The organism is Kitasatospora sp. NPDC058243, from assembly GCF_042882025.1.
GTDB lineage: Bacteria > Actinomycetota > Actinomycetes > Streptomycetales > Streptomycetaceae > Kitasatospora.
On record NZ_JBHVWW010000005.1, the window covers coordinates 25,687 to 48,841 of the forward strand.

Genomic DNA, 23,155 nt, shown 5'->3' on the forward strand with positions numbered 1-23,155 from the left:
GCCGGGTGGTCCGCGATCACCGTGCAGCTACCCGGCGCGATCTCCATGCGCCTGGGTCCTGCACCCGAACCGCACCGGTCGCGATCTACAGGCCGAGCTGGTCACACAAAAGATCAAGGACCTCACGAGCGCCTGATGGTCAGGGGACTTCCCTCAGCCGCCACATCTGGTTGCGGTCACCACTCGTGCACGGCTGGACCTGTACCTGGCTCCCGTGACCGGCGTTGGTCAGGCACCCGTTGCCCATGCCGTTGTGGATGGAGACGGTGCCGGTGTCGGCGTCCTCGAAGATCCACTCCTGGTTCGCGTTCCCGCCGAAGTCGTACTGGGCGACCTGATTGCCGGAGCGGTTCTTATCCAGCACCAGGAAGGAGTTGAGGTTGGTGAACATGAACCGGTTCTCCGTGGTGCGCCGGTACATCTTCCAGGTCTGGTTGCCTCCGCCGTTGGCCCCCCAGGTCACGACCTGGGCGCCGGCCTCCGTGGAACCTCCAGGGACGTCGAGGACCTCGCCGGTGGCCGCGTTCTCTATGTTCAGGCTCTTGCTTTCCATGTTCCAGTCCTGCCACACCGGCTTGCCCAGGTCGCCGCCGCGGTGGACGTCGTCGAGCATCCAGACCTGGCTGCGGTCCCCGCCGCGGCACGCTTCGGTGGTGACCTGGCTGCCGCGCCCCTTGTTGGTCAGGCAACCGCTGTTCGCGCCGTTCTTGATCTGCACCTCGCCCTTCGCCCCGCCGGGGGCGTCGGCGAAGACCCAGTCCTGGTTGTTGGCGTCGGTGAACTCCCATTGCAGGACCCCGGTTCCGCCGCCGTCCTTGTCCAGGACGAGTTGGGAGCCGATGTTGCGGTACATGAAGTCGTTGTCCCAGGCGTGGCGCAGCATCTGCCAGCGCTGGTTGTCGGCGTCGGTGTAGTCCCAGGTGACGACCTTGGCGCCCTTGTCGTGCGATCCGTACTGCACGTCCAGGACGGTGTTGTCGGCGGTGCTGCGGATCGCCACGGCCGGGGCCTCCGGCCGCCAGGTCCGCCAGCCCTTGCCGGTGGTCGGCGGGTTCGAGCGCTGCGGGTTGGCTCCGCCGAGGTCGGTGATCTTCACGTAGTCCACGGCCATCTGCGCGGGGAAGTCGCCCAGGTCGACGCTGCCGCCGAGGTCGCCGCCGACGGCGAGGTTGAGGATCGGGTAGAAGGGGTGGTCGAACACCCACGGGTAGCCGCGCAGGTCCTCCCGCCCGACGCTGAGGTAGGCCTTGCCGTCGAAGAACCAGGTGAGGCGGTCCGGTCCCCAGTCCACCCGGTAGGTGTGGAAGGCGTCGCCGAGGGGCTGGTCGTTCATCAGCTCGCCGCCGATGCCGCCGGAGGCGCTGTAGCCGGGGCCGTGCACGGTGCCCATGAGGCGGTTGGGCTGGTTGCCGATGTTCTCCATGATGTCGATCTCGCCGGCGCCGGGCCAGCCCGCCTGGGGCATGGTGTCGCCCAGCATCCAGAACGCCGGCCAGGCGCCCTTCGCCCCCGGGACCTTGATCTTCACCTCGATGCGGCCGTACTTCGCGCTGACCTTCCCCGCACCCACGAGACGGGCGGAGGTCACCTCGCAGGGGCCGTAGTGACAGTTCAGACCGCCGGTGTTGTCCTTGCGGGCCTCGATCACGAGATTGCCGTCACCGTCGAGGCGGGCGTTGTCGGTACTGTCCGTGTAGTACTGGCGCTCCTTGTTGCCCCACCCGTTCCCGCCGGTTTCGTACCCCCAGTTCTTCGAGTCGGGCCCGGCTCCGGCGGGGCCGTTGAAGTCGTCCTCGAAGACGGTCTTCTGCGCGGGGTCCTTCCACGGCCGGTTCGCGGCGATGATCGTGTTGATCATCCCGTATCCGGGGTAGTCCATCAGCACTTCGCCTGTTCGGTTCCTCGTCGCGCCCAGCGGGGAAAGGACCTTCGCGTTCACCCGGTCCGCCACGGCCTTGGGATACGCCAAGGCGCTGGAACCGCTCGTGTAGTTCAGGTAGATGTGCTTCGGGTCGGTGTCCTTGTCGGCGGCATCGAGCTGGCCTCGGACCTTCTCGACCTTCTCGATGATGTCGCCGTCGAGGACTGACGGCACCGTGTAGTCGTCCTGGATGAAGTAGCTGCCGCCCGTGAGACCGTACTTGCCGCTGAAGTCGCCCACGCTCCGGAACCGCTCCAGCACGACCTTGCCGCGCACCTCGCCCAGGTTCGGCACATCGGCTTGCCCGTTCCCGCTGACCGACGGACCCCAGAAGTACTTTCCGTTCGGGTCATCGGCCAGGTACTTGCGGAAGACGTTGACGCGGTCCTCGCTACTCGTGCTCTTCGGCTTGTCGTTGCAGTCGGTGATGGCACTGCTGCTGTTGTCGCACTCGGCCCGCAAGTGCATCAGGACCGTCTCGCTCGGATGGGACGACAGGAAGTCGCCCAGCACCTTGAGGGCGTCGGCGAAGTTCGCCTCCTGGTACACGACACCGTGGTGGATCGTGAACCCGCCGCCGATCACCCGCACCCGGATGTCGATCGCCCTGATGCCGGCCTGGAGCTGGGCGGCCAGCGTCTTGGCGCTGGCGCCGAAGTCCTCCTGCGTGTAGGTGCTGTCACCACCGCGGATCGACATCGACTCGTGTGTGCCGGGCACGGACAGCCAGCCGAGCGGGGTGTCGTCGCCGAGGTCCTTCATCCAGTCCGGATTGTTCGCCTTCTTCAGCGACTTGTAGGCCGGGTCGTCACCGCTCGCCCAGGCTTGGTTCGGGCTGACGGCGGTGAGGACACCCGCCATGGCGATGACCGCGGTGAGCACGGTGGCGAGTCGGTGCCACCCGTGACGGATTACGGGCTGGTGACGTTTCACCAGTGTTCCTTTCTTGCTTCTTGCTTCTTGCATGCCACGGCCCCGGCGCGGCGAGGAGACGCGCCGGGGCCGGGAGGGAAACGACGGAGGACCGTCAGCGGCGGCGGATCTCCCACTTCTGGTTCCAGCCGCCGTTGCAGTCCCAGAGCTCGATCCGGTTGCCGTTGTCCAGGCCGCCGCGCGGGTCGTCGACACACCTGGTGGCATCGTCGATGGAGTTGCGGATGCTGTCGGCCGAGCCCAGGGCGTGGCTGGAGAACTGCTGGGCCGTGCTGTAGCCGCAGTCCACGATCTGCAGCTGCGCGCCGTTGTAGCTGTTGGCCCAGGGGATGTCGAGGCACTTGCCCCAGTTCTTGAGTGCGAACGAGGTGGAGTTCGAGTCGAGTGAGGAGAGCATCCAGGTCTGGGCGGAGGTGCCGTTGCAGTCGTAGAGCGTGACCGGGGCGCCGTTGTAGGGGTTGTTGCCGGGGATGTCGAGGCACTTGGTGGTACCGGACAGCCGCACCTCCACCGGGAATTCGCCGGGCGGCGGAGCGGCGGAGGCCACGGTGCCCAGCCCGAGGGTGGCGATCGCGGCGCAGGCGGCGACGGCCCCGGCCTTGGACATGAGCACAGCGGGCTTCACCGGATCCTCCAGCCCTGGTTCAGGTTGTTGTTGTCGCAGTCCCACACCTGGACGGGGTTCCCGTTCCATGACCCGCCGTCGGTCTTGTCGGCGCATCGCCGCTCGCCCTGGTCGCTCCGGTTCGACATCCAGTAGTCCGTGTTGTCCCTGCCGAACTGGCGCAGCGACACGTTCCACTGCTGGTTGGATCCCCCGTTGCAGTCCCAGATCTCAAGCTTTGCACCGTTGTAGCTGTTGCCTGCGGGCAGGTCGAGGCACTTCGACGTCCCGGACACCTTGATCCGGCCGTCCGGGAAGTCGACGTCCCACTTCTGGTTCCAGCCGCCGGTGCAGTCCCAGATCTCCACGGATGTGCCGTTGTCCAGACTCCCGTTCCGCACGTCCAGGCACTTACCCGGCGACGCGACCGCCTCGATCGGCTTCCCCCAGCCGGTGCCGGCCGAGGCGTCCGGAACCACGGCGAGCATGGCCACGACAGCCGCCGCGGCAACCACCGCAGCCCTGCCTGCGCCTGTATAGGTCTTCAACAGGTTTCCTTTCCTTGCAAAAATCGGTGTCGAGGCTCGGCACGCCGAACGGGCAGATGCCGATGCTGAGGACGGCGGGCCGGTCGGCGGCGGGCTCGGTGAGGGCCTTCCCCGCCGGTGTGCGCGGTGCCTCTCAGTTGAGCCCGTCGACCAGGTGGGCGATCACGTCGAGCGGGCGGTGCAGGCTGAGTTCGTCGTGCAGGGCACGGGCCTTCTCCCCGAAGCGGGGGTCGCCCAGGACCGCGGTGACCGCCTCGGTGATCGCGGTCTCCGTCGGGCGTCCGGTGCGCAGATCGATGCCGGCTCCGCTCCACTGCACTCGCGCGGCCACCTCGGGCTTGTCCTCGGATGCGCCTGCCACGACCAGGGGGACGGCGTGGCGGAGCGCGGTGTGCACCCCGCCGTAGCCGCCGTTGGTGACCAGGACGTCGGCGTGCGGCAGCAGCAGCTCGAAGGGCACGTAGCCGCTTGCGCGGGTGTTCTCGGGCAGTTCGCCGAGCAGGCCGGTCAGGATCCGGGGGCCGTCCGGGCGGGCGGTGGCCGCGATCACCAGGACGTCCTGGCCGGCCAGGGCCCGTACGGTGGGGGCGATCAGTTCGTCCAGGTCGTCGTTGGCCACGGTGCCCTGGGTGACGACGACCACCGGCCGGTCCTGCGTCAGGTCGTCCCACCAGCCGGGCAGTTCGGGTTCGTCGCCCGCGGGCGCCGGGAGCGCCCCGATGAGACGCAGGGTCGGCGGGGCGTCGGTGCGCGGGTACTCGAGCCCGGGCACTGTCAGCAGGAGGAAGTGGTCGGCGACGGTGGCGAGGACGTGGCCGAAGGGGCCGTCCGGGAGGGGTGCGTCCACCGTGGCGAAGAGTTCCGCCGCATAGCGCGTGAGCGGCTCCATGAGCGTGGCCACCTCGGCGTTGAGCGCCGCGTTCCGGGCGCGTCCCTCCTCGCCCGGAACCGGCGGCAGTCCGAGGCCGAACGGGGCGGTGTCCACGCTCTGCAGCGGCGGGACGCCGGTCCCGATGCTGACGACCGTCGGCCGCCGGTCCGCCGGCAGCGCCATGGCCAGGGCCTGGGCCCCCACGAAGCCGGAGTCGGCGATGACCGCGACGGCGGGGAATTCCGACAGCAGCCTGTTCAGGGTGCGGTACTGACCGGGCATCGGGTCCAGGAAGACGTTCTTCATGTCGAACGCGACGCGTTCCGGGCCCGGCGTGGTCCCGTCCCGCCCGGGGAAGGCGGCGCCCAGGTCGCGGTCGTCGAAGTCGGACTCGGCGGGCAGCGCGACGAACCGCGCGCCCGCCGCCTCGGCGGCCTTGCCGTACCGTGCGCCGCCGAGGAACACCACCTCGTGGCCGCGCGCGACCAGGTCGGCGGTGATGGCGAGCAGCGGTCCGGTGTGGCCGTGCGCCGGAATGGCGGCTGTGATGATCTTGGACATGGGAAGACGCTAGAACCCCGTGCTGACCTGCGGTAACCGTCAACCGGGCCGGGGATACCGCGTACTTTGCGCGGCGGACCGCGTATTCGGCGGCGACAGGCGGCGCACGGTGCCGGGCCGCTCCGTCCCCGCCTAACCTGTCGATGGCCATCCACCGTCCCTGCCTGGAGAACCGAATGAAGGACCCCGGACACTACGAGCAGCTCTCGGTGCACTTCGACGACCTGGACCCCATGGGGGTGCTGCACAACTCCCGCTACGCGGCACTCGTCGAACGGGCGATCCACGCACACTGGCTGCGGCTTGGCTGGGCTCCCGACGCGGCGGTCTCGGCCTTCCCCGACGTCCTCGTGGCCGTCCGCGAGGTCAGGGCGACCTTCCATCGGCCGATCACGGGAGTCTGTGCGCCGGTCGTGCACTTCTGGATCGAGCGCATGGGAAGGACCAGTTGCGTGCACGGCTACCGGATCCTGTCGCCCGACCGGTCGGCGGTGCACGCCGAAGGCCACCGGGCCATCGTCAACCTCGATCCGGGAACCGGGCGTCCCGTGCCCTTCAGCGACGGGCTGCGTGTCGCTGAAGGGCTCTCGCCGCAGGTCGCCGGGAGCGCGACGCCGTAGGGCCGGTCCGGGGTTCCGGAACGGACCAGTGGAGGCTTCGTGTTCAGCGGCGCTGGGCGGTCCGCAGCGCGGACGCCAGCTCCGTGCGCCCGGCGATTCCCAGCTTGCGGTAGGTGCGCGTCAGGTGCTGCTCGACCGTGCGCGGCGCCAGATGCAGCCGGCCGCTGATCGCCGCGTTCGTCAGTCCTCGGGCCGCCAGGTCGGCGACGGCCTGTTCGCCGCGGGTCAGGGCGGTCGCCGGCCTGGTGCCGGGGCGCCTTCCGTGGGCGCGCAGCGCCTCGCGGAGGGCGGGCACGAACAGACCCATCCCGTACTGTTCCGCGATCCGCAGTGCCTCGGCCAGTCCGTCCGGCTCGTCGAGCGCCAGCAGGGCCCGCACCAGTGCCGACCGGGCGGGGGTGCCCCGGGTGAGGTCGACGGCCTCGCGCAGCAGGGCCGTGTCCCCGTGGACGATCCCGGCCGCGGACAGCGCGACGCCCAGCGTGTGCGGGGTGCCCCACCGGCGGGCCGGCCGCAACTCGTCGTCGGCCAGTCGGCGGGCCTGCTCCACGTCGCCCAGCCCGTGTGCGGCGAGCGCTCCGAGGGACCGCCAGGGGAGGACCAGCGGGTTGTCCACCGGCGCAGGCAGCAGCCGCCCGCACATGAGGGCGTCCGCGAGCGCCTCCTCCCACCGGTTCTGGGCCAGTCGCAGACCCGCACGCGTACCCGCCACCACGAACTGGTCCGTCGAGCGGAGTTCACCGGAGGCCAGCGCCCCCAGCGCCTCCTCCGCCTCGTCGAGGCGGCCCGCCGCGAGCAGCGCGCCCGCGACGAACCCGCCCGCGTGGAAGATAGGTCTCCCGCTCCCGGGAGTGGCAGGGGGCCCCTCGACGACCCGGGCCGCGGCCAACGCGTCGTCGGTGTGGCCGGCCAGCAAGGCGCACATGAACCGGACCCAGGCCGTGCCCCGCAACACGACCGGCCAGCCCCGGCGAGCCGCCAGCTCCTCCGCCCTGGCCGTCCAGGCCAGAACGTCGTCGAAGCGTTCGGCTGTCAGCAGCCCCTGGATCGCTCCGTACTGGATGTGCATGTCGGCCGCTTCGGGTTCCCCCGCGCCCCAGAAGAGGTCCAGTGCCCTGGCCGCCTGAACGGCGCCGGCCTCGGCGTCCGAGGCGATCTCCCCGGCGAGCTGGGCGCGGGCCGCACACACGATCGCCAGGCCGTGCGGATGGGCGTTGGCCACGGTCTCCACCTGGTCCAGGACCGCGCGCACCGGGCTGTCGGACAGCCAGCCGGCGCCCATCGAGCGGGCGATCAGTGGAAGAACCGCGGCCAGATCGTGCCCGGCCACCGTGTCGATGACGGCGCCCACCACCGTCGTTCCCGCGCTGAATCCTTGTGTGTTCAAGGTAGCGAGGAGCAGGTCGGAGGCCACCTGGGCGTACAGGTCACCGCTGGTCAGCGGCAGCAGTTCGGCCAGCGTCTCCCGCGCCGCGGCCGTGTCGTCGACGATCAGGGCGGCGCCGAGCCCGGCCCGCAGGCGCAGTCGCCGGCCGTCCGGCAGGCGGGGCGCGCTCAGCGCGTGCCTCAGCAGCGTGGCGGCCGACTCGAACGCCCCCACCCGGTGGCTGCCCTCCGCCGCCTCGGTCAGCACGTCGACCTGCCAGTCCTCGCGGGGCGGCCCGGCCTGGAGCAGGTGGGCGGCGATCCGCTCGGTGCTGAGGAAGTGCCGGTGGCAGAACTCGGCCGCTGTGACGTGCAAGGCACGGGTGCGCAGCGGATTGAGCGTGGCGGCCACCGCCGAGGCGATGATGGAGTGTACGAAGACGATCTCGTCCTGCTCGTACTTCACCATGCGGCCGCGCAGCAGCGCGTCCAGCGCCGACGCCGCCCGGTCCGTCGTCAGCCCGGCCACCTCGACGGCCAGTTCGAGACTGCCGTGGTCCCCGGTCACCGTCAGCGCCTGCGCCAGTTCCAGGGCGCCGTCCACGGTCCGCAGGCGGGACGCGGTGCAGTCGACGACGGCCTGCGAGGTCGCGCTCGTCACGTCCGGGATCGCGTCCCCCGTCGGGCGTACACCGCGTTCCTGGAGCACGGCCAGCGCCTGGGTGACCAGGAACGGGTTGCCGCCGCCCGCCGCGTGGCAGGCCCGAGCGAAACCGTCGTCCACCTCCTGGCCGAACGCCCGTCCGGCCAGTTCCGCGACGTCGCCCACATCCAGGGGCGCCACCCACACCTGGTCCGCACGCGCGGTCAGTTCGGCGACCAGCGGCTCGCCCTCCGTGTCGTCCAGGCGGCGCCCGGCCAGCACCGTGACCGGCAGCGTGCCGATCCGTGTCGCGACGTAGTTGAGGAAACGCAGCGAGGCCGCGTCGGCCCATTGCAGGTCGTCGACCACCAGCAGGGCCGGCCCGGCCGAGGCGATCTCCCTGATCCCCGAGAAAAGAGCCTGGACCGCCTCGAACGGATCCTCGACCCTCGCCTTCAGTACGGCCCCGTCGAGATCCGGAAGCAGCTGCCGTGCGACACCGAAGGCGAACTCACGCTCCAGCACACTGGCGTTGGCCCGGAGCACGCACATCCCAGCGGCGCGGCCGAGATCACCGGCGTACCGCAGCAGCGTCGTCTTGCCGATGCCGGCCTCGCCCGAGAGCACGATCACCCTGCCGCGCCCCACACCTGCCGCCCCGACGGCCTCGGCCAGCACCTGGAGCTCCGCAGCCCTCCCCGGCAGCCTTCCCCCCATGACCAGCATGTCCCCACCCCCATGTTCGATCTTGTAACCAGGTAACCCTAACTCCCGGACCCTGCGGAGCCGGCGGGGAGACGGACGCCCCGGCGATCGCGCGGTCCGCGATCCGCCGCCTCGGTACGTCCCCATGCGGGAGCCGGCCACCGCAGGCCAGGACGCCGTGCCGGTCAGCCGGTCAGCTTGAGGCCGTCCTCGAAGTCGACCCGGGCGAGGTCGGTGCGCGAAGCGATGCCGATTTCGGGGAAGACGTCGGCCAGATGGTGTCCGACGGTGCGCGGGCTGATCAGAGGCTGCGCGGCGATCTCCTTGTTGGTGAGCCCCTGGCCCGCGAGGCGGGGCGACGCGGAGCTCCTGCGGCGTGAGGACGCTCACTCACGTAACCGGACCACGGCGCACGGTGAAGCTCCTCACCCGCTACCCTGCCGTGTCGGGTTCAGCGTGGTGCGCTCACGGGCGTCGTAGGCGCGGGGTGGGGCAGTAGCGCGTGCCGCCTTCGAGTGCAACAGTTAGCCCGGGGGCGATCTCGGTGAAGCCCGCGTCCCGGACCAGCGGCAGACCGCTGGCGACCAGCGCCTCCCACGTCTCCGCCGGGGCCGTCCGCACCGCGAGCGCGAATCCGGCCTCGGCCCACTCCTTGCGCTGCGCCTCGTCCAGCCGCCACCAGGCCAGCTGGGCGGCGTGGCCGGTCTGCGCCATCGTCTTGCCCGCGCTCATCTCCAGCTCCGGGTTGAGCCACAGCACCGGCAACCCGGGCTCAGGGGCGCCGACCTCGGCGGTCTCCTCCAGGTCCGTCCCGGAGACCTGGAGCTTGGCGAGGTCCTTCGGCCAGCCGTCCAACGGCACCGGCGGGAACACCCGCACCTCGGCCTCCCGTCCGCTCACCGTGATCCCCGGCAGTTCGCCCGCCCGGCGCCACTCCCCGCCCCGGGCCCGCCGGACCACCTTGCGGATCCGGGCGTCCTCCCAGGCCTCGACCCGCTCCGCCCACTCGCCGTCCGCGTCGGTCACCCGCGAGTCGGACAGCAGGGTGAGCACCGCCCGGGCCGAGGTCTCCAGCGCGTCGGTCCGCCCGGGCGGCGTGGCCTTCTCCAGCCGGACGAGCAGCGGCAGCACGTACTGCGGCCGCGCGTCACGGTCCGCCGGGGCCGGGGAGCCGTCGGCAGCGGAAACGGGCGCCGGAGCGGAAGCGGAAGCGGAAGCGGGAGCAGGGGTGTCGAACGGAGAAGTCACCCGTCCAGCATGCCAGCCCCGCCACCCCGGTGATCACGCGGTGCCGGGGGCCCGTACGCCCCTGCCCCTGCCAACCCCCGCCCCTGCACACCCCCGCACACCCCCGCTCAGCGCAGCCGCTGCCGCAGTTCGTCGACGGCCGACCGGATGCTCGCGCTGTAGACGTCCTCGGGGAGCGCGTCCAGGCTGCGCACGGCGCGTTCCAGCTGCTCGCGCGCGAGGTCGGGCTCGCCGAGCTTGAGGTGGTCCGAGGCCAGGTTGAGGTGCAGTGAGGGGTAGAACGCGCGCACCTGGAGGGCGGACTCGTAGGTCTGGGCGCGCTCGGCGGTCAGCGAGTCGGCGGCGGCCAGCGCCCGCCGGTCCCACTCCAGCTCGTCCTGCGGATCGTCCTGCAGGTCGGCCAGGTAGTGGGCGAGGACGCAGCGGTGGAAGACGTCGCCCCGCTCGCCGAGCGCCGCCCAGAGCGCCTCGAAGCTGGCCCGCGCCTCGGCCGTCCGCCCGTGCTGGGCGGCCTGGACGCCGTCCAGGCCGAGCGCGATCCGGGTGAACACCTGGTCGTCCCCGCCTGCCGGACCCGCACGCACATCAGACGTATCGGACATGCCCGCAGCCTAGTCGCCGACCCGTCGCGGCGCCCGAAAAGCCTTTCGAACCACCCCAACCCGGCCCGAAAACCGGACCAGCCCGGCGGCCGGTCAGCGCCGGTAGCCGCGCTGCGGGTCCCGCGCCTCCGCGTCCTCGTACGTCAGGAACCAGCCCTCCGGGTGCGTGGCCGCCAACAGCACTTCGGTGCGCTGCTCAGCGCCCAGCTCCGGGTCGCCGTCGTCCGGTCCGTAGACGCCGAACAGTTCGTCGTGGCAGCCGTCCCAGTCGTAGTCGTACAGGTCGGCCGGCAGGTCGCCCATCATGTCGGCCACCGACTCGGGCTGCGCGCCGAGCAGGGCCCGGGCGTCCACCAGGGCCATCCGCAGCCCGATGTCCTCGGCCAGACAGCGCGGCAGCGGCCATTCACCGAGCGCGAGGTCGTCGGCCAGGTCGTCGAAGGCCCGGGCCATGGCGCGGCGCCAGTTCCGGTGCAACCGCCAGGTGCGCTGGGGCAGGCGGGCGTAGAGCGACCAGTCGGCGTCCTCGCCGTCGACGACCGGGTCGTCACCGTGCTCGTCGAAGTCGTCGTAGGCGGCGTCGGCCAGTCCGATCAGCTGGGCGTGCAGGAGGCAGGCGGTGCGCGGGGTGAGGGTCCAGTCCGCGCCGGCGCCGCCGTCCTCGTCCTCGTCGCCCTCCAGCGGGAACAGCTCGGCGAAGTCCGGCGCGAAGTCCTCGGTGACGCTGATCTCCAGCGTGCCGCCGATCGCCTCGACCCCGGGGATCGCGGCCACCAGCCGGTCCGGGTGCAGCAGTGCGCCGAGCGCCGCGTTGGCGTCCTCGGAGACCTCGCGCAGCAGCTCACGGCGCTGGCCGGCCGGGTCGATGCCCTCGAACACCAGCTCCTCGACGGCCCTGATCGCGGCGGCGCGCAGCGCCGGCCAGTCGGTGATCCGCAGGCCCAGCACCACCGTCGCCTCGATCTCCTGCGCGCCGGAGTCCTCCGCCGCGCCCGGCCCCTGTGGATGATCGCTTCGCTCGCCCATGGGGCTACGGTACGGCCTTTCGGCCGCCCGATCACCGGTCTGAACCAGCTTCTGGACCCCTTCTCGGCCATCGCCCGGCCCCGCCTCGATCACTCGGACGTACGACAGGGCAGGATGGGCCCATGGCTGACATCAACGAGTACGGCGGCGGGCAGGGCCCGAACGCCGACGTCCTGGTCGTGACCACCAACGACATCCCCGGCTTCCGGGTCGATCATGTGATCGGCGAGGTCTTCGGGCTGACCGTGCGCAGCCGCCACATCGGCAGCCAGATCGGCGCCGGACTGAAGTCGCTGATCGGCGGCGAGCTGCGGGGCCTGACGAAGACCCTGGTCGAGAGCCGCAACGAGGCGATGCAGCGGCTGATCGAGCAGACCAAGGCGCGCGGCGGAAACGCGGTGCTGATGATGCGCTTCGACGTGACGGAGGCGGCGGACGTCGGCACCGAGGTCTGTGCCTACGGCACGGCCGCGGTGATCTCCCCGGCCGCCTGACCCGGCGCCCGAGCTGACCCGTCGCCCGCGCGGGGCGCCACGCGGCGGGACGGCAAGCACCCCGGGACCGTAAGCACCCCGGGACCGCGAGCACCCGCAGACGCGGCGGGAACACCCGCCGCACCCCCGATGTTTCACCGGCGTGACTGTTTACGGTGCAACCAATGGCGGGCAGCGGCACGCGGACGCCCTGGTAGTGGACATCGCGGTAGTGGACATCCAGGTGGTGGACGTCCTGGTGGTGGGCGCCGGACAGGCCGGACTGTCCGCCGCCTACCACCTCAGCCGCCGCGGCTTCGCCCCCTACCCGGCGGACGCCGACGGCGGCTTCGTCGTGCTCGACGCCAACCCCGCGCCGGGCGGCGCCTGGGCACACCGCTCACCGTCCCTGCGGATGGCCACCGTGCACGGTTTCCACGACCTTCCGGACGCCGAACTCCCCGCGCCCGACCCCGAGGCCCCGGCGCGCGAGGTCGTGCCGGGGTACTTCGCGGCGTACGAGGCCCGGCACGCGCTCCCGGTCGTACGCCCCGTCGCGGTTCGCGCGGTGCGCGCCGAGTCGGACCGCCCGGACTCCCGGCTGCTGGTCGAGACCGACCACGGCACCTGGTCCACCCGCGCGCTGATCAACGCCACCGGCACCTGGACCCGCCCCTTCCTGCCCCACTACCCGGGCCACTTCGCCGGTCGCCAACTGCACTACGCCGACTACCGCGGCCCCGGGGAGTTCGCCGGCCGGCGCGTCCTGGTGGTGGGCGGGGGCGCTTCGGCGATCCAGGTGCTGTCCGAGGTGGCGGCGGTCGGCGAAACGGTCTGGGTCACCCGGACCCCGCCCGTCTACCACGAGGGGCCGTTCACCCCCGAGTACGGGCGCGCGGTGGTCGCCAAGGTCGAGGAACGGGTCCGGCAGGGCCTGCCGGTGCGCAGCGTGGTGAGCGTCACCGGGCTCGGCCCGTCGGTCGCCTACCGGCGTGCCGAGGAACTGGGCGCGCTGCACCGCCGCCCGATGTTCGACCGGCTCACCGAGCACGGCGTCGCCTGGGGGGAGGAGGAGCTGACGGTGGACGCGATCGTGTGGGCCACCGGCTTCCGCCCGGAGGTCGGCCACCTGGCCCCGCTCGGGCTGCGCTCCCCCGGCGGCGGCATCGCGCTCACCGGCACCCGCGCCACCGCCGACCCGCGCGTCCACCTGGTCGGCTACGGCCCGTCCGCCAGCACCATCGGCGCCAACCGGGCCGGCCGCGCCGCCGTCAGCGACCTCGCCCACCTGCTCGGCGACCCGGCCAGGCTGCCCGCCCCAGCCGTGGTCTGAAGCAGTCTGGAGGGGAAGCAGGAGAGGAAGGGTGCGGCGGCCGACCGCTCAGCGGTCGTAGTCAACCGTCACCCGGTCGGTGAGCGGGCGGGCCTGGCAGGTGAGGACGTAGCCGGCAGCCAGCTCCTTCTCCTCCAGCGCGAAGTTGCGCCGCATCTCGACCTCGCCCTCGGTGACCAGCGCGCGGCAGGTGCCGCAGACCCCGCCCTTGCAGGCGAACGGCAGGTCGGGGCGGGAGCGCTGGGCGCCGTCCAGGATCGAGCGGTCGCACGGCAGGGAGAGCGTGCTGCCGCGCCCGTCCAGGACGACGGTGACCTCGCTGTGCGGGCCGTCGGCCGCTCCCGCCGCGCCGTCCCGGTCCTCCGGGCGCTCGGACACCGGCTCGTCCTCGGCGTGGAACAGTTCCTGGTGCACGCGCTCGCCCGGCACGCCCAGCCCGGCGAGCAGTTCCTTCGCCCCGACGACCATCCCGAACGGGCCGCACAGCCACCAGTGCCCGACGCTCCCGACATCCACCAGCGCCGCCAGCAGCGCCCGCACCCGCTCCGGGTCCAGCCGCCCGCTGAGCAGTTCCGCGTCACGGGTCTCCCGGGACAGGACGTGGACCAGCTGGAAGCGGCCGAGGTAGCGGTCCTTCAGGTCGGCCAGCTCGTCCGCGAACATCACGGTGTCGCTGCGCCGGTTGCCGTACAGCAGGGTGACGGTGGAGCTGCGGTCGGCGGCCAGGACGGACGCGGCGATCGACAGCATCGGGGTGATGCCGGAACCGGCCGCGAGCAGCACGTGCTCAGCCGGAACGCCGAGGTCGGGGGTGAACAGGCCCGACGGCGTCAGCACGTCCACCTCCTCGCCCGGCCCCGCGTCCCGCACCAGCCACCGGGAGAACAGCCCGCCGGGCACCTCCCGGACGGCGATCCGCAGCGGCCCGCCGACGGGGGCGCAGATCGAGTACGAGCGGCGCTCGTCGACGCCGTCCACCACCTTGCGCAGCGTCAGGGTCTGCCCCGGCCGGAAGGCGAAGTCCGCCGCGAGCCCGTCCGGCACCGCGAAGGTCACCGCCACGGCGTCGTCGCAGAGCCGTTCGACCCGCTCGATCCGCAGCCGGTGGAAGGTCGGGCGGCGGGCGGGGCGCACCGTGGAGACCGCGGCCTCAGCGGGGGCGTCGGCTGGGGCGTCGGCGTCAGCGTGCGCGGCGGCGTCGGCCTGGGAGGCGGCGTGCGAAGCGGCGGGCATTCAGATCTCCTTGACGCGTTCGAACGGCTCCCGGCAGGCTCGGCAGCGCCAGAGCGCCTTGCAGGCGGTGGAACCGAAGCGGGACAGCTCCTCCGTGTCCACGTCGCCGCAGCGCGGGCAGGGCACGGGAACGGCTGCGGCAGCGGCTGCGGCAGTGCCGGCCAGAGTGGCGGTGGGGGCGGTGGTGCGGGTGGGACCGAGCACGAGCGGGACCGCGCCGGCCACGCCGGCGGCGGAGGTCGGCCGCGGCGGGGCGATGCCCGCCTCGGCGAGTTTGCGGCGGCCCTCGGCGGTGATCAGATCGGTCGACCACGGCGGATCCAGCCTCAGCCGGACCCGGACGTCCCGGTACCCGGCCGCGCGCAGCCGCCGGTCCACGTCGGCGGCCATCTCGGCCACGGCGGGGCAGCCCGAGTAGGTCGGGGTCAGCCAGGCGGTCACCGCGCCGTCGTCCACCTCCACCTCGGCCAGCACGCCCAGGTCGGCCAGGGTCAGCATGGGCAGCTCCGGGTCCGGCACGGCCGCCGCGACCTCCCAGGCCGTCCCGCGCTCCGTCACCGCCGCGCTCACCACGTCGCCCCCGGGTGCGCGCGGGCCAGCACCTGGAATTCGGCGAGCAGTGGGCCGAGCGCCTCGGTGTGCACGCCGTCCCGGCCGGCCCGGCCGAGCACGGTGGCCAGCGGCTGCCCGTCCGGTACGGTCAGCCCGGCCTCGGCGAGCACGGCGCCGAGCGAGCGCAGCACCGGTTCGCGCAGCGCCGCCGGATCGGCGCCCGTCCGCAGCTCCACCGGGTGGGCCGTGAACAGTTCCTCCAGCAGCGGCCAGAGCGCGTCCAGCCCGGCCTGCATCCGCGCCGAGGAGTACGGCGTGCCGTCACCGAGCCGAAGCGTCCAGGCGGTGGCGTACTCGCGGTGGTACGCCAGCTCCTTGACGCCCCGGGCGGCGACCGCCGCCAGCACCGGGTCCGGGTGCGCGCTCAACGCCTCGTACAGCGCGCAGCGCGCGGTGGCGAACAGCAGCAGCCGGGCGACCGAGTGGGCGAAGTCGCCGTTCGGGGCCTCGACCAACCGGACATTGCGGAACTCGTGGTCCTCCCGCCAGTACGCCAGGTCGTCCTCGGTGCGGCCGGAGCCGTCCGCCTGGCCGGCCCGGGTGAGCAGCAGGCGGGCCTGGCCGAGCAGATCGAGGCCCAGGTTGGCGAGCGCGACCTCCTCCTCCAGCTCGGGCGCCCGGGTGCACCACTCGATCAGGCGCTGGGAGAGGATCAGGGCGTCGTCGCCGAGCATCAGGCAGTAGGCGGCGAGGTCCGCGCCGTCCACCCCGGCGGGCACGGCGGTGTCCACGCCGAGCAGCGGGTCGGCGAAGCCCGTCCCGTACGCCCAGCGGCCCTCGCCCTCGGGGCCGGGCGCGGCTTCGGCGAGGCCGAGGTAGACGTGGTCGTCGGGGTCGGCGCCGGCGCCGGCCTGCGTGCTGTGGTCCTGCATGGCGGTTCCCCCGTCAGATGTGCGGGACATCCTCGGGGATGTCGTAGAAGGTCGGGTGGCGGTAGACCTTGTCCCCGCTGGGCTCGAAGAACGGGTCGCGCTCGTCCGGGGTGGAGGCGGTGATCGCGTCCGAGCGGACCACCCAGAGGCTGACGCCCTCGTTGCGGCGGGTGTAGAGGTCGCGGGCGGCGAGCAGGGCCATCCGGTCGTCGGCCGCGTGCAGCGAACCGACGTGGACGTGGTTCAGCCCGCGTCGGGGGCGCACGAACACCTCGTACAGCGGCCAGCCGGCCTTGGACTCGGTCACTTTCCGTTCTCCTGTTCCGTGGGCTCGCCCGTACGCCCGGGCTGCCCGGGTTCGGCGGACTGTCCGGCTCCGGTGGGCTGTCCGGCTCCGGTGGGCTGTCCGGCTCCGGGCAGCACGGGTTCGGCGGACTGTTCGGCGCGGCGCTTGGCCGCGTAGGCGACGGCCGCCTCACGGACCCAGGCACCGTCCTCGTGCGCCGTCCGGCGGCGTTCGACCCGCTGGGTGTTACACGGGCCCTGGCCGTGGATGACCCTGGTCAGCTCGGACCAGTCCGGCTCACCGAAGTCCCAGCCGCCGCGTTCCTCGTTCCAGCGCAGCTCGGGGTCCGGGAGCGTGACGCCCAGGTGCTCGGCCTGCGGGACGGTCATGTCGACGAAGCGCTGACGCAGCTCGTCGTTGGTGTGCCGCTTGATCCGCCAGGCCATCGAGCGGGCGGTGTTCGGCGAGTCGGCGTCCGGGGGCCCGAACATCATCAGAGACGGCCACCACCAGCGGTCCACCGCGTCCTGGACCATCCGGCGCTGCGCCTCGGTGCCGCGCATCAGTGTCATCAGCAGCTCATAGCCCTGACGCTGGTGGAACGACTCCTCCTTGCAGATCCGCACCATGGCGCGGGCGTACGGGCCGTAGCTGCAGCGGCAGAGCGGGACCTGGTTGCAGATCGCGGCGCCGTCGACCAGCCAGCCGATCACGCCGACGTCGGCGAAGGTGAGGGTCGGGTAGTTGAAGATCGAGGAGTACTTCTGCCGGCCGGAGATCAGCTTCTCGGTGAGCTCGGCGCGGTCGACACCCAGGGTCTCGGCGGCGGCGTAGAGGTAGAGGCCGTGGCCGGCCTCGTCCTGGGCCTTGGCGAGCAGGATCGCCTTGCGGCGCAGCGAGGGGGCGCGGGTGAGCCAGTTCCCCTCGGGCTGCATGCCGATGATCTCAGAGTGGGCGTGCTGGGCGATCTGGCGGATCAACGTGGCCCGGTAGGCGTCGGGCATCCAGTCCCTGGGCTCGATCCGCTGCTCGGCGGCGACGACCGCCTCGAACCGGTCCTCCTGCGCCTGCGCGGGGACCGCCTCGGCCACCTCTGCTGTCACCACGATCACCTCTCGTGTCCCGCGCCGGCGCCCACGGCGCCAACCGACTGACCGTTCGGTCGGTACCATTCTGCGCGGCGAGACGGAGAGATGGCAAGGGACGCGGGCGAGGGGTGGGGTTTCGGGCGGTGGGCAGTGGGCGCAGGCGGCGGGCGGCGGGCGGCGGGCGGACGACAAACAGATAACAGCTAACAGATTTCATTATCTGTTAGCTGTTATCTGTTAGCTGTTACTTGTCACCCGTCTTCTGTTCTCTGTTTTCTGCTCCCTGCTCCCTGCTCTCTGCTCCCTGCTCCCTGCTCGCCGATAGCCCCCGACCGTCGGCGGCCCGCTCAACCCTCCGTGCGGTCGCGCAGCCTCGGCAGCGGTACGGCGAGGAGCGCGGCCAGCAGGGCGATCCGGGGTGCCAGCTGGTCGAGCCGGATGTGCTCGTGCCGGGCATGCGCACCGGCACCGACCGCGCCGAAGCCGTCCAGCGTCGGCAGCCCACGCGAGCCCGGCAGGTTGGTGTCCCCCGCACCGCCCGCCGGACCACCGTCCAGCTGCTGCCCGAGCACCGCCGCGAGTGAACGAACGTGCCGCAGCAGCGGGTTGCCGGTGCGCTCGGGCCACGCCGGACGGCTGGACAGCACCTCGGTCCGGACCCTGGCCCCCGGGCGCAGCGCGGTGAGCCGAGCCAGGTTGTCGAGCGTACGGCGCTGTGCCTCGGCGGTGGAGAACCGCAGGCCGAGCTCGGCCTCGGCCCGGCCCGCGACCACGTTGGCCCGCGAACCCCCGCTGATCCGACCGGCGTTGAGCTCCGTCCCCGGCTGTCCCGCGAGGCCGCGGACGACGACGAGCTGGTCGACGAGTTCGTCGACCGCCGACACCCCGTCGTGGGCGTCGTTGCCCGCGTGGGCCTCACGCCCGGTGACGGTGAGCCGGACCCGGGTGCTGCCGCGCCGGGCCGTCTTCAACCGGCCGTCGGGGTGCGGAGGTTCGAGCCCCAGGACCGCGGCCGCGCCGCGCAACTGGCGCTCCACCAGGCGCCGTCCGTCCGGGCTGCCGACCTCCTCGTCGGAGACGACGACCAGCCGGACGGCGCGGTGCGGCCGCTGCCCGAGGTCGGCGAGCAGGGCGAACGCGCCTTCCAGGATGGCGAGTCCGCCCTTCATGTCGACGACGCCGGGGCCGCTGAGCAGACCGTCCTGCTCGGTGACCGGCCAGTCGGCGAGGGTGCCGACCGGCCAGACGGTGTCGTGGTGGCCGACGATCAACAGGTGCGGCAGGGTCTCGTCCTGCCCCTCCCAATCCAGGACGAGGTGGTCGCCGGCCGGCCCGGGCTCGCGTCGCGCGGTGGCACCCGTGGCGCTGAACCCGGCGCTCAACTCCTCGGCGAGAGCGTCGAGTCTGGGTACGTCTCCGCTGGGTGACTCGATCCGGGCCAGGTCCGTGCACCGGCGCCGGACGGCCCCGGCCAGCGTACGGGCGCGAGTACTGAGGGCCTGCGGCAGGCCGGGGAGCGCGGCAGCGGTGGCCGAGGCTGTGACGGTGGCCGTGGCCGTGGCCGTGGCCGTGGCATGAGCGGTGGTGGTAGCGCTGGTGGTAGCGGTAGCGGTAGCGGTGAGGGCCTCACCGTCAGCAGCGGCCGGGAGGTCGACGGGGGCGCGGTCCGAGGCAGGGGCGGGCGCGGGGGCGGAGTCACCGTCGGGGGCGGCGGCACTCGGCGCGGCGGGCGACCCGACGATCTGGGGACTCAACGTTCGCCTCCGCGGCCGCTGCCGGTATTCAGCGGCCGGACCGGCCGGCCACCCCAACCCGGCTGCCAGGCCCGGCTGGACCGCGCCGATCGACCGGGATGGTGCCCGGCCCTTCGGAACGGACCGTCTGGCCCAAGTGCGGTGGAACGGCTGGGCGGCGTGCTTGGCATTACGTCCTCCTCGCTCGATCCGGTGGCCCCGGTCCGCCCGGGGCCCCGTGGACGGCGGCTTCCTGACGGCGGGCGCAACGGGCCGGACCGCCGCAGGGAAGCCGAGATGTGAGCCTAGAAGAACCGTTCGGCTTCCTGCGAGGTGGCCCTGCTCCCAGCGTGCCGGGACCGGGCCCTCAACCTCGGACACCCGTCGGAGAACAGCGGCGGGCGCGCGGCGCGCGGGCCTGGATCGGCGCGCGGGCGCGGTCGCCGGATCGCGCCCATCTCCACCATGGACCCGCCGCCCGGGTTCGGCAGCGCAAACCGCCAAGGCGCGGGATTTCCACGCCGGATGGGTGACAACGGCTCAGCGCGCGGTACGAACCGGGAGCACGCGACCGGCTCAGGGGGAGCCCGGTCCGACGCCCCGGGAACACTCGCGTGAACACCGGACGACATGACGCCCCACCCGCCACCGTGCGCACCACCGGGCGTCGGGCATCGGCAGGACCAGCGACCACACGAGCCACGACGGCACCGCCCTGCACTGCCCCGCACCGCCCGGCACCAACTGCAGGGCGCCGACTCAGGGCACCGCTGGCAGGCTCCGACTCAGGCGCCGTCCTCGACCAGCCCGGCATCGCGCGCGAGCAGCGCGGCCTGGACCCGGTTGCCGACGCCCAGCCCGGTCAGGATCCGGCTGACGTGCGCCTTCACGGTGCTCTCGCGCATCCCGAGGACGCCCGCGATCTCCGCGTTGGAGAGCCCGTCGGCGAGTTCGCGCAGCACGTCCGTCTCGCGCGGCGTCAGCCCGGCGACCCGGTTGCGGGCGGCGACCGACCGGGGCGCACCGGTGCGGTGGTAGCGGTCGATCAGGCGCCGCGCGGCCGCCGGGTGCAGCATCCCCTGGCCGCCGGCGACGACGTGGACGGCCCGCGCGATCTCGGCGGGCGGGGTGTCCTTGAGCAGGAAGCCGTCGGCCCCGGCGGCGAGCGCCTGGTACACGTACTCGTCGAGGTCGAAGGTGGTGAGCGCGATCACGCGCGGGGCGTCGGGCAGTTCGCGCAGGCGCCTGGTGGCGGCGATGCCGTCGAGCCGGGGCATCCGGATGTCCATGAGCGCCACGTCGATCCGCTGGCTGCGGGCGAGTTCGACGGCCTGCAGTCCGTCGGTGGCCTCGGCGACCACGGTGAGGGCCGGGTCCTGGGCGAGCAGGTCGACGAGACCGAGCCGCACCAGCGCGTCGTCGTCGACCACCATCGTGCGGATCATGCGTCGTCCTTCGGCTTCGGGGTCGGGGTCGGGGTCGGGGAGGGAGCAAGGGTCGGGGAAGGCCCGGATCCGGGGTCGCGCCCCGGTCCTGGGACGGGCCCAGGCACTGGTCCTGGCACGGGTTCTGGCACGGTCTGCGGCGGGCGCTCCGGTGCGGGCAGGCGGGCCGAGAGCCGGAAGCCGCCACCGCCGTCCGGTCCCGCGTCGAGGTGGCCGCCGAGCGCGTCGACCCGTTCGGTGAGCCCCACCAGACCGTACCCGCCGCCGGTGCCCGGCCCGTTCGGCGACGCCTCCCCCGGGCCGTTGCGGACCTCGACGGTGGTGGCCGGGGCGCCGTAACGGACCCGGACGGTGACGGGCGCGGCGTGCGCGTACTTGCGGGCGTTGGTCAGCGCCTCCTGGACCAGACGGTGCACGGCCAGCCGGTGGGTGGTGGGGATGGTCTCCGGGTCGCCGGCGAGGGCCAGTTCGACCTGCTGCCCGGCCGAAGTGGCCTCGCCGACGAGTTCGGTGAGATCGCGCAGCGCGGGCGCCGGGACGCGCTCCGCCCGGAGCGGTACGGCCGGCACCTCCTCGGCGGCCGGTGCTGTCGGCGGGTCGGCCCGCAGGGCGCCGAGGACGTCGCGCAGGTCGTCGAGCGAGTGTGCGGCGGTGGTGCGCAGCAGTTCGAGGCGGTGGGTGAGCCGGTCCGGGTCGGCGGCGACGGTGCCGGCGAGGGCCTGGTCGCGCAGCACCCCGGCGTGCAGCACCAGCAGGCTGAGACGGTGGGCGAGCACGTCGTGCATCTCCCGGGCGATCCGGGCCCGTTCGGCGGCCCGGGCCCGTTCGGCGCGCAGTTCGCGCTCCCGGCGCAGCACGTCCACCTGCTCGTGCAGGGTGCGGATCAGCACCCGGCGGCCGTGCAACCACAGGCCGACGGACAAGGTCGCCGCCTGGACGAGGAGTTGGGATCCGGTGGTGCCCGCCCAGCCGACCAGCGAGTCGGCTCGGGTCGCGCTCACCACTGCGATGAGGGCGCCGCCGGCCACCGCCGGGCCGGTCCGGCCGAGGGAGGCGAGGTAGTAGACGCTGAACAGTCCGGGAAAGGCGCGGTTGAACAGGCCGCCGGTGAGCACCGGCAGGACGGCGGAGGTCATCGGGTAGCGGCGGGCGAACAGCAGGGAGAGCGGGGCGAGGGCGGCCACGACGGTCCGGGGCATCCTCAACGGCTCGTCGGCGTGGATCCACTGGGAGAGGCCCTCCTCGGCGGTGAGCGCGAGGATGCCGAGCAGCAGCAGGGTGTCGCTCCACAGCCGGCGGTCCGGGCCGTACCAGCCCAACAGGCCTGTGCGCATCGGGCCGCTCCCGTCCTCTCGCATCGGGCTCCCTCCGCGCTCTCTCCGTCCGTCGTCCGTCCCTCCGTCCGTCCGTCCGTCCGTCTCGATGCTACGGGCGGGCGGCGGGCGGGCGCCCCCTTCTCCCAGGTACCCGTGCCCTCGACTTTCGTCGGGGGTACGCGTCGCTCGTCGGCCGATTCGGGGTGCGGCCAGGCTACCTAGCGTCGACGGCATGACCACCGAAAAGCTCCGCCCCCGCCCCCACCTCGACTCTCTTGGCCCGCAGCGTAGTTCACGATCCGCCGGGGACCACCTGCTGTTCCTCGCCGAGGCCCTGCGCACCTTCCACGACACCGGCGCGCTGGCACCGAGCGGCGAGGACCTGGTGAACGCCCTGACGGTTCCGGCCACGAGCCGCCCGAATCGGCCGATCTCGGTGCTGGAAGTCGGCGCCGGGACGGGCGTGGTGACCCGCCGGCTGGCCCAAGTACTGCTCCCGGGCGACCGGTTGCACGTCGTCGAGGCGAACCCGCGCTTCGCCGACCGGTTGCGGGAGGACCCGGTGCTGGCCGCACGACGCCCGGGCGTCGCCCTGCGACTGTCGGCCTGCCGGGTGGAGGAACTGCCCCAGGACGAGACCAACGAGACGGGCCGAGCGGGCGGGGCCGGCGAGACGGACGAGCGGTACGACGTGATCGTGTCGGGCCTGCCGTTCACCAACTTCGAGCCGGCCCAGGTGCGCCGCCTCCTCGACCTCTACCTGCGGCTGTTGCTGCCCGGGGGCGAGCTGACGTACTTCGGCTACCTCGGCACGACGACGGCTCGCACCCTGTCCTCGGGGCCCCGGCAGAGCGCCCGCCACCGGGCAGTGGTGCGACTGCTGCGGCGGTTCGAGGCGACGTACGGGCTGGGCGAGCGCACGGTGTGGCGCAACCTGCCGCCGGCCCGCGCCTACCTGCTCCGGGCACCGGGCGGACGGGAGGACTGGGGTCCGACCTCGCCGCCAGAGCCCCCGGCAGGCGAGGCCGCAGCCGACGAGGCACCCTCTCGCACGAGAACCGCAGCCGGGCGGCCGATCGGGTCGGCGGGTGACAGATAACAGGTGACAGCTTTCAGA

At 72.8% G+C, this 23,155-nt stretch carries 20 protein-coding genes and 1 pseudogene; 4 read left to right on the forward strand and 17 right to left on the reverse strand.

The window, feature by feature from the left end; all coding sequences use genetic code 11:
• Nucleotides 1-139: 139 nt before the first annotated feature.
• The 4 genes from ACFVX9_RS05445 to ACFVX9_RS05460 form a co-directional block, all read right to left on the reverse strand.
• Entirely contained in the window at nt 140-2,854 is a 2,715-nt protein-coding gene (locus ACFVX9_RS05445; protein WP_387980498.1) for a phosphatidylinositol-specific phospholipase C domain-containing protein, read from the reverse strand.
• 94 nt (nt 2,855-2,948) lie between these two features.
• Nucleotides 2,949-3,479, reverse strand: a complete 531-nt coding sequence (locus tag ACFVX9_RS05450) for an RICIN domain-containing protein (protein ID WP_380373115.1) — start codon at nt 3,477-3,479, stop codon at nt 2,949-2,951.
• Nucleotides 3,476-4,006 carry an RICIN domain-containing protein gene (locus ACFVX9_RS05455; RefSeq protein WP_387980501.1) on the reverse strand — a complete coding sequence of 177 codons (531 nt, stop codon included), beginning with the start codon at nt 4,004-4,006 and terminating at the stop codon, nt 3,476-3,478. The genes ACFVX9_RS05450 and ACFVX9_RS05455 overlap by 4 nt, the downstream gene beginning before the upstream one ends.
• A gap of 133 nt (nt 4,007-4,139) precedes the next feature.
• Nucleotides 4,140-5,438 carry a glycosyltransferase gene (locus tag ACFVX9_RS05460; protein WP_387980503.1) on the reverse strand — a complete coding sequence of 433 codons (1,299 nt, stop codon included), beginning with the start codon at nt 5,436-5,438 and terminating at the stop codon, nt 4,140-4,142.
• A gap of 176 nt (nt 5,439-5,614) precedes the next feature.
• Here ACFVX9_RS05460 and ACFVX9_RS05465 point away from each other — a divergent pair, with 176 nt between their 5' ends.
• Nucleotides 5,615-6,058, forward strand: coding sequence for an acyl-CoA thioesterase (locus tag ACFVX9_RS05465; protein ID WP_387980505.1), 444 nt, complete (start codon nt 5,615-5,617; stop codon nt 6,056-6,058).
• Between the two features lie 43 nt (nt 6,059-6,101).
• Here ACFVX9_RS05465 and ACFVX9_RS05470 read toward each other — a convergent pair whose 3' ends face one another.
• The 5 genes and pseudogenes from ACFVX9_RS05470 to ACFVX9_RS05490 form a co-directional block, all read right to left on the reverse strand.
• On the reverse strand, nt 6,102-8,792 hold the full coding sequence (locus ACFVX9_RS05470) for an ATP-binding protein (protein ID WP_387980507.1): 2,691 nt from the start codon (nt 8,790-8,792) through the stop codon (nt 6,102-6,104).
• A 164-nt stretch (nt 8,793-8,956) separates the two neighbouring features.
• Nucleotides 8,957-9,106, reverse strand: a pseudogene (locus ACFVX9_RS05475) (LuxR C-terminal-related transcriptional regulator); the annotation flags it as partial.
• 130 nt (nt 9,107-9,236) lie between these two features.
• Nucleotides 9,237-10,019, reverse strand: a complete 783-nt coding sequence (locus ACFVX9_RS05480) for a peptidyl-tRNA hydrolase (protein WP_387980509.1) — start codon at nt 10,017-10,019, stop codon at nt 9,237-9,239.
• 107 nt (nt 10,020-10,126) lie between these two features.
• Nucleotides 10,127-10,621, reverse strand: a complete 495-nt coding sequence (locus ACFVX9_RS05485) for a hypothetical protein (RefSeq protein WP_380373101.1) — start codon at nt 10,619-10,621, stop codon at nt 10,127-10,129.
• A 93-nt stretch (nt 10,622-10,714) separates the two neighbouring features.
• Complete coding sequence (locus tag ACFVX9_RS05490; RefSeq protein WP_363366980.1) at nt 10,715-11,647, reverse strand: hypothetical protein; 933 nt, start codon at nt 11,645-11,647, stop codon at nt 10,715-10,717.
• Nucleotides 11,648-11,769: 122 nt separating this feature from the next.
• Between ACFVX9_RS05490 and ACFVX9_RS05495 the strand changes: the two genes are divergently transcribed.
• On the forward strand, nt 11,770-12,141 hold the full coding sequence (locus ACFVX9_RS05495) for a YbjQ family protein (protein ID WP_063349920.1): 372 nt from the start codon (nt 11,770-11,772) through the stop codon (nt 12,139-12,141).
• 190 nt (nt 12,142-12,331) lie between these two features.
• Nucleotides 12,332-13,453, forward strand: a complete 1,122-nt coding sequence (locus tag ACFVX9_RS05500) for an NAD(P)-binding domain-containing protein (protein WP_387980696.1) — start codon at nt 12,332-12,334, stop codon at nt 13,451-13,453.
• Nucleotides 13,454-13,501: 48 nt separating this feature from the next.
• Here the strand turns inward: ACFVX9_RS05500 and paaE are convergent, their stop codons facing one another.
• The 8 genes from paaE to ACFVX9_RS05540 form a co-directional block, all read right to left on the reverse strand.
• Nucleotides 13,502-14,686 (reverse strand): 1,2-phenylacetyl-CoA epoxidase subunit PaaE, encoded by a 1,185-nt coding sequence (paaE, locus tag ACFVX9_RS05505; protein WP_380424571.1) that lies wholly within the window; start codon nt 14,684-14,686, stop codon nt 13,502-13,504.
• Nucleotides 14,687-15,244: a 1,2-phenylacetyl-CoA epoxidase subunit PaaD gene (paaD, locus tag ACFVX9_RS05510; RefSeq protein WP_380478477.1), complete on the reverse strand. Its 558-nt coding sequence runs from the start codon at nt 15,242-15,244 to the stop codon at nt 14,687-14,689.
• 8 nt (nt 15,245-15,252) lie between these two features.
• On the reverse strand, nt 15,253-16,170 hold the full coding sequence (paaC, locus tag ACFVX9_RS05515; RefSeq protein WP_363366974.1) for a 1,2-phenylacetyl-CoA epoxidase subunit PaaC: 918 nt from the start codon (nt 16,168-16,170) through the stop codon (nt 15,253-15,255).
• Between the two features lie 13 nt (nt 16,171-16,183).
• Nucleotides 16,184-16,477 carry a 1,2-phenylacetyl-CoA epoxidase subunit PaaB gene (paaB, locus tag ACFVX9_RS05520; protein ID WP_030056311.1) on the reverse strand — a complete coding sequence of 98 codons (294 nt, stop codon included), beginning with the start codon at nt 16,475-16,477 and terminating at the stop codon, nt 16,184-16,186.
• A complete protein-coding gene (gene paaA / locus ACFVX9_RS05525; RefSeq protein WP_387980513.1) occupies nt 16,474-17,562 on the reverse strand; it encodes a 1,2-phenylacetyl-CoA epoxidase subunit PaaA in 1,089 nt (362 codons plus the stop codon). Before paaA ends, paaB begins: the two co-directional genes overlap by 4 nt.
• Nucleotides 17,563-17,891: 329 nt before the next feature.
• Nucleotides 17,892-19,298, reverse strand: coding sequence for a M20/M25/M40 family metallo-hydrolase (locus ACFVX9_RS05530; protein ID WP_387980515.1), 1,407 nt, complete (start codon nt 19,296-19,298; stop codon nt 17,892-17,894).
• A gap of 764 nt (nt 19,299-20,062) precedes the next feature.
• Nucleotides 20,063-20,722 (reverse strand): response regulator transcription factor, encoded by a 660-nt coding sequence (locus ACFVX9_RS05535; RefSeq protein WP_363366967.1) that lies wholly within the window; start codon nt 20,720-20,722, stop codon nt 20,063-20,065.
• On the reverse strand, nt 20,719-22,056 hold the full coding sequence (locus ACFVX9_RS05540; RefSeq protein ID WP_387980517.1) for a sensor histidine kinase: 1,338 nt from the start codon (nt 22,054-22,056) through the stop codon (nt 20,719-20,721). The genes ACFVX9_RS05535 and ACFVX9_RS05540 overlap by 4 nt, the downstream gene beginning before the upstream one ends.
• Nucleotides 22,057-22,270: 214 nt before the next feature.
• Here ACFVX9_RS05540 and ACFVX9_RS05545 point away from each other — a divergent pair, with 214 nt between their 5' ends.
• Entirely contained in the window at nt 22,271-23,137 is an 867-nt protein-coding gene (locus ACFVX9_RS05545; RefSeq protein ID WP_380373079.1) for a class I SAM-dependent methyltransferase, read from the forward strand.
• The last annotated feature ends 18 nt before the right edge of the window (nt 23,138-23,155 follow it).

What these genes read in the sequence shown, in the direction of transcription:
- ACFVX9_RS05495 (WP_063349920.1), top strand. Translation starts at nt 11,770, where the DNA reads ATGGCTGACATCAACGAGTACGGCGGCGGGCAGGGCCCGAACGCCGAC.
- ACFVX9_RS05460 (WP_387980503.1), bottom strand. Translation starts at nt 5,438, where the DNA reads ATGTCCAAGATCATCACAGCCGCCATTCCGGCGCACGGCCACACCGGA.
- ACFVX9_RS05540 (WP_387980517.1), bottom strand. Translation starts at nt 22,056, where the DNA reads ATGCGCACAGGCCTGTTGGGCTGGTACGGCCCGGACCGCCGGCTGTGG.
- ACFVX9_RS05545 (WP_380373079.1), top strand. Translation starts at nt 22,271, where the DNA reads ATGACCACCGAAAAGCTCCGCCCCCGCCCCCACCTCGACTCTCTTGGC.
- ACFVX9_RS05485 (WP_380373101.1), bottom strand. Translation starts at nt 10,621, where the DNA reads ATGTCCGATACGTCTGATGTGCGTGCGGGTCCGGCAGGCGGGGACGAC.
- paaE (WP_380424571.1), bottom strand. Translation starts at nt 14,686, where the DNA reads ATGCCCGCCGCTTCGCACGCCGCCTCCCAGGCCGACGCCGCCGCGCAC.
- ACFVX9_RS05470 (WP_387980507.1), bottom strand. Translation starts at nt 8,792, where the DNA reads ATGCTGGTCATGGGGGGAAGGCTGCCGGGGAGGGCTGCGGAGCTCCAG.
- paaC (WP_363366974.1), bottom strand. Translation starts at nt 16,170, where the DNA reads ATGCAGGACCACAGCACGCAGGCCGGCGCCGGCGCCGACCCCGACGAC.
- ACFVX9_RS05490 (WP_363366980.1), bottom strand. Translation starts at nt 11,647, where the DNA reads ATGGGCGAGCGAAGCGATCATCCACAGGGGCCGGGCGCGGCGGAGGAC.
- ACFVX9_RS05465 (WP_387980505.1), top strand. Translation starts at nt 5,615, where the DNA reads ATGAAGGACCCCGGACACTACGAGCAGCTCTCGGTGCACTTCGACGAC.
- ACFVX9_RS05535 (WP_363366967.1), bottom strand. Translation starts at nt 20,722, where the DNA reads ATGATCCGCACGATGGTGGTCGACGACGACGCGCTGGTGCGGCTCGGT.